The sequence below is a fragment of the Clostridium sp. YIM B02551 genome (assembly GCF_022324735.1).
GTDB classification, from domain to species: Bacteria; Bacillota; Clostridia; order Clostridiales; family Clostridiaceae; genus Clostridium_T; species Clostridium_T paridis.
The window spans coordinates 21,334-34,500 of record NZ_JAKGTF010000001.1 but is presented as its reverse complement, the minus strand read 5'-3'; the positions used below and the strand labels follow the sequence as shown (position 1 = coordinate 34,500).

Annotated in this window: 13 protein-coding genes; 7 read left to right on the top strand and 6 right to left on the bottom strand. The window is 29.8% G+C overall.

Going from position 1 to position 13,167, the window contains the following annotated elements:
- The first annotated feature begins 129 nt into the window (after nucleotides 1-129).
- From L1S47_RS00185 to L1S47_RS00170, 4 genes are all read left to right on the top strand, one after another.
- The gene (locus L1S47_RS00185; protein ID WP_238881270.1) at nucleotides 130-930 is read left to right on the top strand and encodes a hypothetical protein; all 801 of its coding nucleotides are present in this window, start codon (nucleotides 130-132) and stop codon (nucleotides 928-930) included.
- 119 nt (nucleotides 931-1,049) lie between these two features.
- Nucleotides 1,050-2,405, top strand: coding sequence for a Mur ligase family protein (locus L1S47_RS00180; RefSeq protein ID WP_238881957.1), 1,356 nt, complete (start codon nucleotides 1,050-1,052; stop codon nucleotides 2,403-2,405).
- A 12-nt stretch (nucleotides 2,406-2,417) separates the two neighbouring features.
- Nucleotides 2,418-3,143 (top strand): type 1 glutamine amidotransferase, encoded by a 726-nt coding sequence (locus tag L1S47_RS00175; protein WP_238881269.1) that lies wholly within the window; start codon nucleotides 2,418-2,420, stop codon nucleotides 3,141-3,143.
- 20 nt (nucleotides 3,144-3,163) lie between these two features.
- A complete protein-coding gene (locus L1S47_RS00170; RefSeq protein ID WP_238881268.1) occupies nucleotides 3,164-4,066 on the top strand; it encodes a DMT family transporter in 903 nt (300 codons plus the stop codon).
- 22 nt (nucleotides 4,067-4,088) lie between these two features.
- On the opposite strand, the gene L1S47_RS00165 is transcribed toward L1S47_RS00170, so the two are convergent.
- A complete protein-coding gene (locus L1S47_RS00165) occupies nucleotides 4,089-4,700 on the bottom strand; it encodes a CoA pyrophosphatase (protein WP_238881267.1) in 612 nt (203 codons plus the stop codon).
- A gap of 136 nt (nucleotides 4,701-4,836) precedes the next feature.
- On the opposite strand from L1S47_RS00165, the gene L1S47_RS00160 reads away from it, so the two are divergent.
- A complete protein-coding gene (locus L1S47_RS00160; RefSeq protein WP_238881266.1) occupies nucleotides 4,837-6,096 on the top strand; it encodes a D-alanyl-D-alanine carboxypeptidase family protein in 1,260 nt (419 codons plus the stop codon).
- Nucleotides 6,097-6,145: 49 nt separating this feature from the next.
- On the opposite strand, the gene ppaX is transcribed toward L1S47_RS00160, so the two are convergent.
- Nucleotides 6,146-6,799 carry a pyrophosphatase PpaX gene (gene ppaX, locus L1S47_RS00155; RefSeq protein WP_238881265.1) on the bottom strand — a complete coding sequence of 218 codons (654 nt, stop codon included), beginning with the start codon at nucleotides 6,797-6,799 and terminating at the stop codon, nucleotides 6,146-6,148.
- Between the two features lie 222 nt (nucleotides 6,800-7,021).
- Complete coding sequence (locus L1S47_RS00150) at nucleotides 7,022-7,195, bottom strand: aspartyl-phosphate phosphatase Spo0E family protein (RefSeq protein ID WP_238881264.1); 174 nt, start codon at nucleotides 7,193-7,195, stop codon at nucleotides 7,022-7,024.
- A 153-nt stretch (nucleotides 7,196-7,348) separates the two neighbouring features.
- Here L1S47_RS00150 and L1S47_RS00145 point away from each other — a divergent pair, with 153 nt between their 5' ends.
- Together L1S47_RS00145 and L1S47_RS00140 are read left to right on the top strand one after the other, a co-directional pair.
- On the top strand, nucleotides 7,349-8,269 hold the full coding sequence (locus tag L1S47_RS00145; protein ID WP_238881263.1) for a phytase: 921 nt from the start codon (nucleotides 7,349-7,351) through the stop codon (nucleotides 8,267-8,269).
- Nucleotides 8,270-8,273: 4 nt separating this feature from the next.
- Nucleotides 8,274-9,926, top strand: a complete 1,653-nt coding sequence (locus tag L1S47_RS00140) for a GxGYxYP domain-containing protein (RefSeq protein WP_238881262.1) — start codon at nucleotides 8,274-8,276, stop codon at nucleotides 9,924-9,926.
- On the opposite strand, the gene L1S47_RS00135 is transcribed toward L1S47_RS00140, so the two are convergent.
- The 3 genes from L1S47_RS00135 to L1S47_RS00125 form a co-directional block, all read right to left on the bottom strand.
- Entirely contained in the window at nucleotides 9,881-10,711 is an 831-nt protein-coding gene (locus L1S47_RS00135; protein WP_238881261.1) for a carbohydrate ABC transporter permease, read from the bottom strand. The genes L1S47_RS00140 and L1S47_RS00135 overlap by 46 nt on opposite strands.
- Nucleotides 10,711-11,574 carry a carbohydrate ABC transporter permease gene (locus L1S47_RS00130; protein ID WP_238881260.1) on the bottom strand — a complete coding sequence of 288 codons (864 nt, stop codon included), beginning with the start codon at nucleotides 11,572-11,574 and terminating at the stop codon, nucleotides 10,711-10,713. Before L1S47_RS00130 ends, L1S47_RS00135 begins: the two co-directional genes overlap by 1 nt.
- 88 nt (nucleotides 11,575-11,662) lie before the next feature.
- A complete protein-coding gene (locus L1S47_RS00125; RefSeq protein ID WP_238881259.1) occupies nucleotides 11,663-12,967 on the bottom strand; it encodes an ABC transporter substrate-binding protein in 1,305 nt (434 codons plus the stop codon).
- Between the last annotated feature and the right edge of the window lie 200 nt (nucleotides 12,968-13,167).

Genomic DNA, 13,167 nt, shown 5'->3' with positions numbered 1-13,167 from the left:
CCCCTTGAGGTTATAAATAAATTCTATCAAAACCTAAATTAAAAATCTATAATATGCTATACTTAAATTGTATTTAATATAGTTAAATTTTCAAAAGCATTATATATATTAACATAAAAGGAGCCAAATATGAACCTAAAAATTAAACCTTCATTACTAATTATAATTTTTTCAGTAGGGATAATTGCAGGTATTATTACTATATCCAGTGGAAACTTCGAGAAAATATATAATAATTCTCCAAGTTACACCAATTCTCCCACCAATAATGATGCTGTTAAAGATTCTATAGTTGAAGTGCCACTTAACATAATTCCACTACAAGATGCATTTTTACAAAATAAAGATTTTAAAGATAAAACTGAAAAAAGTGGAGTAAACTTGTCAATAATAAATAAGGAAAGTAAAAATTCTTCATCATTGCTTAACTCCAATAAAAATAGATTTGAATTTATTCCAGATTTAAATAATGCTGTTTCTAATACAATTCTTAATGTTCAAAGTAAAAAAATATATATATCTTATATATTTTCAAGTGAAAAACCACTTACATATACTATATCAAATATTCCTTACTTATCAAAAGGAACTTTTAATGTAGCTATAATAAATTCAAAGGAATATAATGTTTCTATTGAAAAAACATTGATTGATAAACATTTTAACATTATTATTGTTGAATCCGATACAGAGGCTTCGAGTAAAGTAATAGATAAAACTTTAATAATAAACAATCCCGAAAGTGAAAAGTTTATTTATGGCTTTAGTTTGGTTTATTCTAAGGATACTCCTATTGCTTATGGAGTTAAGTTAATTTTCAATAAAATGTCCTATAGTGAAAGAAAAACAGTAATAAGCGCTTTTAATTCAAAAGCTCAAAACTTACCTTTTTATGCTAAAGAAAACTTTAATTATATAGATTTAGATTGATAAAATATCATATTTAGTGTATAAAAAGGAGGGGAATTTTTTTCTTTTTAAAATAAAAAGTATTGTTTGGAATTTCCTTTCTTAATATATTTAGTTGTAAGTTACATAATTTTAAGGTGGTGGACAAAATTAGTATTAAATCTTTTTTAAGTATAATCGCAGGAAAAATAACTATATTTTTATCAAGACATTTATTTAAAGGTGGTAGTAACTTTCCTGGAAAAGTTGCCTTAAAACTTGATAAAAAGATTTTAAAAAAAGTTTCAGAAAACTATAAAGTAATTTTAGTAACAGGTACAAATGGTAAAACTACAACTACCTCAATGATAGCAAATAGTTTGAAGAATAATGGATTAGATATAATTACTAATGCAACAGGAGCAAATCTTCATACAGGTATCGTAGCTTGTTTCGTTGAAAATTATAAATTCTTCTCTAAACTTCAAAGATATGCTGTTATCGAAGTGGACGAGGCTAACTTAAAGTTTATTACGGAAGATATTGTTCCAGAAATTATCACAATTACTAATTTGTTTAGAGATCAATTAGATAGATATGGTGAAGTTTATACAACTTTAGAAAAGATATTAGAAGGTATTAAAAAAGTACCTGAGACAAAGCTTATTTTAAATGGTGACGAATCACTGCTTGGTGGATTAAAGCTTAAAAACCCTATGTATTATTACGGATTTAACACTTCAATTAATGATAATAAAGAAATTGAAATTAATGCCGATGCTAAGTTCTGCAAGTTTTGTAAAACGCCTTACTCCTATAACTTTATAACATATAATCACTTAGGTGATTATTATTGCGAAGGATGTGGGTTTAAGCGAGATGAATTAAAATACTATGTTGATAATATAATTGACTTAACTCCAGAAAGTTCAAGTGTAACTATTAATGGAAGAGCATTAAATATTAACCAAGCTGGTGTTTATAATATTTATAATGCACTTTGCTCATATGCAATATCAAAAGAATTAGACCTTGAGGAAGACAAAATTATCGAATCCTTAGAGAAGCAATCTTCTAGTTTTGGAAGACAAGAAATACTTTCTATTGAAGATAAAAAGGTTAAAATAATTCTTGTTAAAAATCCTGCAGGGTTTAATCAAGCAATTGATACACTCTGCTTAAATAAGGAATCTTTTTCAACAGCCTTTTTACTAAATGATAATTATGCTGATGGAAGAGACGTATCTTGGATTTGGGACGTAGATTTTGAAAAGCTTAAGGATTTGCCTATACACGATGTATTTATATCCGGAATAAGAATGTATGATATGGCTATTAGACTTAAAATTGCTGGGTTAAACGAGAATTCTTTTATAATTAAGCAAGAGTATAAGGATTTAACTGATTCAATTATTAATAGCGAGAATAATAATGTATATGTACTAGCAACTTATACTGCAATGATTAACTATAGAAAATATCTTCACTCAAAAGGATATATAAAGGAACTATGGTAGGAGGAATTTTAAATGGAAATAAATATATGTCATTTATATCCTGATTTATTAAATGTTTATGGAGATTTAGGAAATATACTTGTGCTTAAATATAGATCTGAACAAAGGGGAATAAAAGTCAATATTACTAACTTGTCACTTGGTGATAAATTTAATAGAAACGACTTTGACATTGTATTTTTTGGTGGTGGACAGGACTATGAACAGTCTATTGTATCTGATGATTTAAAATTAAATAAAGGATATGAACTACAAGAATATATTGAACGAGGTAAAGTATTTCTTGCAATTTGCGGAGGTTATCAACTTTTGGGCAAGTATTACACTTCTCCAAAAGGAGAAAAACTTGAGGGATTAAATATATTAGATTTATATACTACAGGAGGAAGCACTAGATTTATAGGAAATACCATGATAAAAAATGAAGATTTTAACGAAACCTATGTTGGTTTTGAAAATCATTCGGGAAGAACTTACTTAGGAGATGATTTGAAACCTCTAGGAAAATGTATAGTTGGTTATGGTAATAATGGTGAAGATGGAAATGAAGGATGTATATATAAAAATACTTACGGAACCTATTTCCATGGACCATTTCTTTCAAAAAATCCTGAATTTGCAGATAGATTAATTCAAACTGCTTTAACAAACAAAGGATATGATTATACACTTGCTCCTATTGATGATACCTTAGAACTTAAAGCTAAGGAATCTGTAATTAATACCTTAAGCAAATAACAACTTGAAGGGATATAACTATGAAAATTAATACTAAAGTATACAGTGTGTCTTTATTACTAGTTGCAGCTTTTTGGGGATTTGGATTTGTAGCTTCTAAAGAAGCTTTAAACTCCTTTCCCCCTTTTGTTTTAACTTCTATAAGATTTACTGTTTCTGGATTCATTCTACTTATAATCTTTATAAAACGCATTAAAAACTTAACACTAAAATCCCTAGGTTCAGGAATATTACTTGGATTTTTTCTTTTTTTAGGTTTCTCAACTCAAACTGTTGGTTTGGTTTATACAACTGCCTCTAAAAATGCATTTATAACAGGATTAAATGTTATAATTGTACCTTTTTTGGCTTGGATAATATTTAAGGACAAGCTAGAAAAGTTTTCAGTATTTTCTGCAGTGCTTGCTTTTCTAGGTATTTTCCTATTAACTTGGGACGGTTCTTCACTTTTATTTAACTTTGGAGATACACTCACCTTGTTTTGTGCATTATTTTTTGCTATGCATATCACTTTTGTTGGTGTATTTTCAAAAAAATATGACCCTATTTTGCTAACAATAATTCAATTTTTAGTAACCGGGATTTTAGCTTTAATTTGTTCTATTAAATTTGAAAATTTATCTGATATAAATATAAATAACTCTTTAGTTTCATTAGGCTATTTAACTTTTGTTTCGACTTTATTAGCATTCCTAATGCAAAATATTGCTCAAAAGCACACCAAACCATCACAAGCTGCATTAATACTATGTACTGAATCTTTATTTGGTCCATTATTTTCTTCTTTAGTCTTGAAAGAAACATTAACTATTCAAATGATATTTGGCGGAGCAATATTATTTCTATCAATAATAATTTGTGAAACTAAGCTTTCATTTTTACATCTACTTTTTAGAAAAGAAAATTCTAATAGTCGCATTTAAGATATGCTCACTTAAAAGGGGATTATTTATCCCCTTTTATTATTTTAATAAATTCATAAATAATCCTAGCAGTATGTCCCCATACTACTACATCCCCATATTTATAAAAATGTGTAGCATATTTAATTTTTGAAAAATTATATTCCTTCCCTCCTCTTATTAAATGGAATGGGAATTCTTCTCCTCTTTCTACCTTAAGTTCATCTTCATGAATCAAGGGTGTGTTATTAATAAAAAACTCGAGTGGAATTTTTATCATTGAATCCACCTCATCTCTATTAAAATCTTCAGTTAAGCTCTTGAGTCTTCCTACATAGGGGTACATTATAAGAGAAAATGGTGTAACTAAGTAATCCATTTGACCAATAATTTCAATATCTGATTCTTTTACGCAAAGCTCCTCCATGAGTTCTCTTACTGCAGCCTCCTTTGGATTTTCTCCTGGCTCAATCTTTCCTCCAGGTAAACAAATATCCCCTGGCTGATGTTTTAGTTTTAAAGAACGCCTTTCAAAAATTATATATGTTATTCCTTCTTCCTCATATAATGGTATAACAACGGAACTTCTCTTATATTTTCCGATTTTTCTTGGTTTTCTATCTTTAAATTTGTCTTCAATTTGTTTACAATTCATTATCAAATCTCCTTATAACAGGTTTTATAGTTGTTATTATACTACAATGATGGTATACTTATTAAGGCTAAAAAGGATTACAACTAAATTATTTTAGTTATAAAAAATTATATGAGAAGATTTGGAGAGATGTATTTTGAAACGTAGAACTTTATTATCAACACTTGCAATTACTTTATCCTTAACATTTATATCTCCTTTCGCACTAAAGACTCAAGCAGCTGAAAAATCCTCAGCACCTTCTGTCGCTGCGAAAGCTGCTATTACTATAGATTATGAAACTGGTGAAATTATTTACGCAAAAGATGTAGATGCAAAAAAGTATCCAGCTAGTACTACAAAACTTATGACCTCTTTACTTTTTGCTGAGAATAAAACTAAAAATGACACTATAGACTATACAGAAGAAGCAAAAAAGCAGCCTGCATATTCATTAAATACTAATATGCAACCTATCCCTGTAGGTGGAACTATGACTGCTGATGATGTTATGAAGGCACTTCTACTTTACTCTGCTAACGATTCAGCCTATATGATTGCAGACGCTGTAGGTGGTGATTCTCAGAGCTTTGCAGATATGATGAATAAAAAAGCTCAAGAACTTAATATGAAAGATACCCATTTTGTTACACCTAATGGATTACATGATGAAGATCATTACACTACTGCATATGACCTTTCAACCTTAGGAAAAGCTGCTTACCATAATGATTGGGTAAGAGAAATAATGGGAACAGACAAAGCAACTATAACCATCAATAAAACTGCTACTTTCAATGTAGAAAACAGAAATGAAAATTTAGGAAAAGATGGTTGTATAGGTGGTAAAACAGGCTATACTCAACAAGCTGGTAGATGCTTAGTTGCTCTCTACGAAAGAAATGGAAGAAAAATAATTGGTGTTGTGCTTGACTCAACGAAGGACGAGCATAGTACACAAGTTTTTAAAGATATGAAATCTATAATTGATTATAGTTATGATGCTACTCAAAAGACGCTACTTAAAGCAGGCTCTGAAGTTGGTAAGGTTTCTCTAGATTATAAAGCTTTCAAGTTCTTTGGTCCAAAAAAGACTCTAGAAGTTCCTGTAACTTTAGATAAAGATGTCACAGCGTATTCAAATTATGTAAATGATAAAGAAGGTAAAGTTACTATAAACACCGAAGGGAAAGATGCTTGGTCTCTTGCATCAAATAAAGCTACTAAACTAAGCTTTTCAGTTAGGGAGTATAAAGCAGATTACACTGGAAGTGTAAATGTAAAACTAACTCAGTTATTAAAAGCTAACATAGTATTATACGTAATTACTTTAGTAGGAATAGTTGTAATTTTAACTCTAGTTTATCTAATTGCAACTGCAAGAAAAAGATCTAGACGTAGAAGAAGAAGATATTAAAAACTTTTAATATATAAACCGCAAATACAAATGTATTTGCGGTTTGTTTTTATGCTATATTTTCTTTTAACTCTTTCAAAATTTCAATTACATCCATTGGCTTTTCTATAAAATAGTCTGGTGAGGCTTGTCTAAGTTCTTCTAATGGAATCGCTGTATATTTTACACCAATCGTCTTACATCCAGCCCCTTTACCACATAAAATATCGTATGTAGCATCTCCTACCATGATAGCCTCACTTGGCTTAATATTTAAAATTTCACAAGCCTTTAAAGCAGGCTCTGCATCTGGCTTATGTTTTTCAGTTGATTCAGGTGTTATTATTACATCCATTAAATTTAAAATTCCTGATATCTCCATACCTCTTTTTGCAAGAGAAGCCCTTTTAGATGTTACTATTCCAGTTTTTATACCCATATCCTTCAGCTGAAGTAACATCTCCTTCACGCCTTCAAAAGCATTACACATATTATCATGATTACTTTCGTTATAATCTCTATAAGTTTTAACTAAATCATCAACTCTTTCCTCTGAATATTGTCCTAAGGTCTGAACTAATGGTCTTCCAAATAACATTGCTATTTCCTCCTCAGGAGGTTCAATATCTAATATTTCTTTAAATGCTTTTTTAAAGGAATCCATAATAAGTTTATTTGTATCAATAAGTGTACCGTCTAAATCGAATAATACTGCTCTAATCATAACTTCACTCCTAACTTTAATTCTAAGTCTATGATAATATGTTTCATTAAAATAGGCAAGTATAGGGTTTTTTATAGGAAACTTAACTTATACTTGTTTGAAAATGTCGGCTTCTGGACATTTTCAGGCATGAATAAGTTAATAGTTGAACTTAAAACCCTATAATAAAGTTTTTTGTGAAGGAGATGGTACAAATACCACCTCCCCCATTTTCACTTCTTTTTAATCGTCGTCAGTTTGTCGTATGATAGCCTCATAATCATTTAGTTTGCTATCTAGCAGCTGACTTACTTCAACCAACTCTGGATCAAAGATCTCTTCTTTTTCGTCAAGAAGATTATTCATTCGACTTCTTAAATCTTCTATTGCTACTAGAACTTCTTCCAGATTTGACATAATACCCCACCTCCTTCAATAAAACATTATACTATTTGGAGTATTTTGTCAGTTTATGGTATCTGAAATATTTTTTATAAATTCGTATAAAATATATTAAAATTATAAAAACTTATTGTGATAAACTAAATATTTATATAACGAGGTATACAAATGATGAGAAAAATATTTAAATCCAGCACTTTAATATTGATGATTTTAATTCTTGTAATAGCTAGCCCTATTAATGCTTTAGCTAGTGCAAATACCGATGTTCAAGCTCAAGATGATGAAGTTCATCTTGTCTTAGATGCTCTTAATTCTTCAAATCTTCCTAAACACTTTCGTAAAACCACAGATAGAATTGATATCAAGGATAGTAAAATTCTTAATTTAAATGGATTAGATGCTTTAAATATTTCTGGAAGCTCACAATTTACAGAATACTCATTAAAGGCACTAAAAGAAGCCTTAGATACTAAAAAGAAAATAGTAGTTATCGATCTAAGGGAAGAATCTCACGTCTTTATTGATGGAAATGCTATCAGCTTTAAAAACAAATATAATAATGCAAATCATGGATTAACAAGGAAAGAAGTTATTGCTAAAGAGAAGAAAGACTTAAGAAGTATTCCAAAAAATGAATTTGTAACATTCTATAATAAACCTCAAACCACATTAACCCCCAACAAGATATATAACGAAGAAAAGTTAGTTAACAGTCTTGGTATGAAGTATAAGAGAATTCCAGTTACCGATGGTAGTATTCCTACAAATGAGACAGTAGATTATTTTGTTAAAGAAATAAATTCACTTTCTAAGGATAAGTGGATTCATTTCCATTGCAAAGAAGGCATTGGTAGAACTACAACATTCATGATAATGTTCGACTCCATGAAAAACCATAAAGATGTTAAACTTGAAGATATCATAAAAAGGCAAATAATTCTCTCTGGAATTTCAACAGAAAGTATTCAAAGTTTCTATACAGAAAGACGCATAAATTTTCTAACTACCTTTTATGAGTATTGCTCAGAAAATGGTGATAAATATAAAGTAAAATTTTCAGATTGGGCAAAGGAAAAAGGGTATTGATGTTATGAAAAGTAAAAGAACGTTAATAATATTAGTTATCTTAATTTTAATGAATTCAAGCTCAGTTCTAGCTTATTCAAATAATCCAAAGTATTATTTGAAAAATCCTAAAAAACCGAAATATCTTTATGTATTATCTCAGAATGATATGACAGAAGTTGAGCAAGTTATGATTTCAACTTTGCAGGGATTAATTTCTACTCGTTCTTCAAAACAAATATATACAATTAACTCTAACCAACCAGATTATAAAATATGGCTAGATGACTTGAAAGATAATTACAATGTAAATTACGAAATGGTAGCTAATCCATGGAGTATGATAGATGTTTTTAAGGATTATATTAAAGGATATGTTTTATATTCTAAAGCAACTCCTTCTGACCCTTCGATTAATAACGCTTGCACTTTAGCCGCTTTAAAATCCTCTCTAGCTATAGATGAATCTATAGAGGATAAAATTAAAGACTTGGGAATAACAACAGTTGCTGGTGATTGTAGAAATACTGATAAGTTTTGGGCATATGATAACTTATGGAATAAGTTAAAAAACCACTCCTTGGTTATAGAATTATCCCCTGCACATTCTAGTGCTCTAAGAGATTATGCAATTATGACAAAATCTTTAGTTTTCTACGAAGATGATGTTAATGATTTTAAACTCAGAGAAAAAGTTTTTGGTTCCATGTATTCTAATTCTATTTGCCTTGGATGGGGGCCAGATGAATATAAAAATGTAAATATTGCTTCAAAGTATGGTGTTGGAATGATAGCCGCAGATTGGTCCTATAATTTATCTGTACTTAGCTCATTTCCATCTAATCCATTAAATCAGGAAAACCAAGCAGTTCCTACAGAAGCAAATGTTCATTATGTGACTTTTATAATGTCAGATGGAGATAATCAGCAATGGAATCTAGGGAGTAACTATACTTCACCAAAGTGGTATGGATCAAAGTTTAGAGGAAATTTTAGTATGGGCTGGAGCATGACTCCTTCTTTATATTACCTAGCCCCTACAGTTCTTAATAAATATTATAGTTCCGCAACAAGTTTAGACAATTTCATCGTCTCTCCTTCTGGAAATTCATATATTTATCCAAGCAAATTTCCTTCTAATGCACTAGATAAATATTTAGAGGATTTAAATTCCTATATGGGAAAAGTTGATGAAAAGTATATAGCTGTTATCGATGATTGGGCTTTCAACAAAACAAGTTTATGGGATAAATTCACTATGAAACCTAATATTGAAGGGATTTTTTATTTAAATTATTCTAAGCATGACGATTATAAGGGCAAGATTTTATGGTCACATGAAAAGCCTATTGTCTCCTGTAGAAACTTACTTTGGAGTGGCCTTGAAGATGAAACGGAGTTAATTAACTCCATTGAAAACTCCGTAAAAAATGGTGAAATAGATATAAATAATGAAAGTGCCTATACATTTGTATATGTTCATGCTTGGAGTAAAGATATGAGCAATATAAGCAACGTAGTTGAAAGACTTAATAAGTTACCTAACGTTCGAATTGTTACCCCAGACTCATTTATGAAATTAATTAAACAAAATGTATTGCAAAGTAAAAAGAACAGTAATAACTGTTCTTTTTACTTTATACTTCCTGCTGTTATAGATTTTATTATATGTTTTTGAGCTAGGAAATAGAAAATTATTACTGGTATAATGACTAAAATAAGCCCAGCTAAAGCTAAATTCCACTGTTTTGTATATTCTCCAAAGAAAAAGAATGTTTTAAGTGGTATTGTAAGAGTGTTTGGCTTATTAATAACTAGTGAAGGAAGTAAGTAATCATTCCATATCCATACAGTATTTAAAATTGCAACAGTTATTGTCATAGGTTTTAATAATGGAAAAATTATATACCAAAAAGTCTTGAATTTATTACAGCCATCAATTGTAGCAGCCTCATCTAATTCTTTAGGAATACTTTTTAAGAATCCATGATACAAGAATATTGATAATGATGAGCCAAAGCCAACATACATAAATATAATTCCAGCAACATTAAGAAAGTGTATCTTTCCCATAACCCTTATTAATGGAAGCATAACAGCTTGGAAAGGAATTATCATAGATGCAATAAATAATGTAAAAATAAATCCGCTTAACTTACTTTTTGTCCTCTCAAGCATCCATGCAGCCATAGATGAAAATACTACAATTAAAACAACACTTACAATTGTTATAAACAATGAGTGAGCTAAAGATGAAATAAAATCTAATCTTTGGAATGCTTCTTTAAAATTATCAAACGTTACTGAATGTGGTATGGATAATGTATTCTCAAACAATTGCTTTTTGGATTTAAAAGCATTGATAATTATAATATAAAAAGGTGATAAAAATAATACTCCTATTAAGCAACTAAATATTGTTATAAGTATATAGGAAATACGTAGTTTTTTCTTTGTTTTCATTACATCTCCACCTCGCTTTTCTTCGAAAAGTATAGTTGAATTAAGGATACTCCTCCAACTATTACAAAGAATATTACCGCTTTTGCCTGGGCAACTCCCATTAAATTAAATTGAAAAGCAGTATTAAATATGTTCATTGCCAACATTTCAGTGGCTTTTGCAGGGCCACCAGCTGTTAAAGATAGGTTTTGATCATATAGCTTAAAGGAATTGGCTAATGTTAGAAAAACACTTACTGTAAAAGCTGGTCTTACTAATGGGAAAATTATATTCTTTACTTTTTGAAATAAGTTAGCTCCATCAATCTCAGCCGCTTCTAACAATTCAGTAGGTATATTTTGAAGTGATGCTACATAAATAACCATTAAGTATCCGGCCATTTGCCATGCCATTAAAATAACTAGGCCATATAAACCTGTCTTTCCATCAGATAACCATCCTAGGAGCCATTGCTGCCCAAAAGCTTTTCCAATACCAGAAAAGACTTGGGTAAAAATAAATTGCCAGATAAATCCTAAGATTAATCCACCAATTAAATTTGGCATAAAAAATACAGTTCTAAGTATGTTACATATTTTAGATTCTCTTGTCACTAACAATGCAAGTCCAAATCCAAGCGCATTCAATACTATTATAGATAAAACAGTAAATTTAAAAGTAAACCAAAATGATTGCTTAAATGTTGGATCTTTAAATACATTTACATAATTTTGTATCCCAATTAGCTTTACATCTGAATTTATACCATTCCAATCTGTAAAGGAATAATATATTCCGATAACTAACGGAATTAATTGAACTAATATATACGCCAAAAGAATTGGTCCTACAAAACCCCAAAATGAAAAATTCCGTTTTCTCATCTCATCACCCCTATTTAGAACTATTTATTTAAATAATCCTGGATATCCTTAAAGGAAGTCCAGGATTATTAATTTTTAATGTATTATTCTATTTCCTAGCATTTTGCCATTCAGTTTTAGCATTGTTTACCAATGTATCCCAGTTGATTTCTCCTGAAATATATTTTTGAATGTCAGCTCCTAATTTATTTTGTCCCCATCCTGTAGGGTATCCCATAAATACCCAAGGCATAGTCTTTCCATCTTTTGAATAGCTTGTTATATCCTTTGCTAATGGATCAGCTGGTTGTAAGTTATCTGAATCATATCCCTTAAATGCAGGTATAAATTTAAAATCATGTACTATCATGTCTTTACCCTTATCAGAAGTATATAGCCAATTTAAAAAATCTTTAGCTGCTTTTTTAGTTGCATCATCTTTACTACTATTTATGGACCAATACATTGGTACTCCTACTGGAATAGAACCTTCCTTAACACCATCTATAGGCATAGGTAGTATTCCTACATTTTGTGCTAAATCTTTATCAACACCTTCAATGCTTCCATAAACCCAATTTCCTTGTTGAATAATAGCAACTTTTCCTAAGGAGAATTTTTGCTCAACTTGTGTTGAATAATCTACACTATTAATAGATTTATCAGTTCCATCTGGTTTATATGCATATTTAATCTGTAAATCTAATAATTTCTTCATTCCATCATTGTATTTAAAATCTAAAGTCTTAGAATTAAATGCTGCTACTCCATCCTTAAATTCATTTGAGAATGCAACATTAGATAAATGTAACCCTGTTACCCATGTTTCTTTTCCTGGAAGTGCAAATACAGATTCTAAGCCTAAGTCTCCTTTCTTAGAATCTAATGTTTGAACTGCCTTATTTAAATCCCCATAAGTTTTTATTGAAGAAGGGTCTATTCCAGCCTTCTTAAATACATTTTTGTTATATATAAATCCATAACCTTCTAGATCAAAAGGCATTCCTAATATTTTACCATCCATTGTGACAGCGCCTAAAGTTCCATCATACGCTTGTGAAATCCAAGGTTCTTTAGATAAATCCTCTAGCTTGTCCTTCCAATCAAGAGCATCCTGAGGACCACCAATATTATAAATAGCTGGCTCTTCACCAGATGCGAATTTTGATCTTAATGCTGCACCATAATCTTGTCCACCACCAACAGTTTGAATGTTAATGGTAACGTTTTTATTTTCATCCATATAAGTTTTGGCTGCTTTTTCAAGAGCATCTTTTGCTTCAACTTTAAATTGAAATATGTCCAAAGTGACCTTTTTATCATTAGTAGTTTGAGAACTACCGCAACCAACAAGTATTCCCATAGAAACAGTAAGAGTACACGCCATAGCTAAAAGCTTTTTTATTTTTTTCATGATATCCCCCATTTACTAATTATTAAGTTGATGCAAACGCTTGCACAACTTTAATTTAATTATATATCCCTTGCCAATGTTTGTCAATTAAGATTATGGTTATTTTTAGAATTTTTCTATGCATGCTAATTAAAATCCTCATATAATTATTATATTGATATGTTTTTATTATATTCTTTCTTTGTGTTTTCATTCTTAAT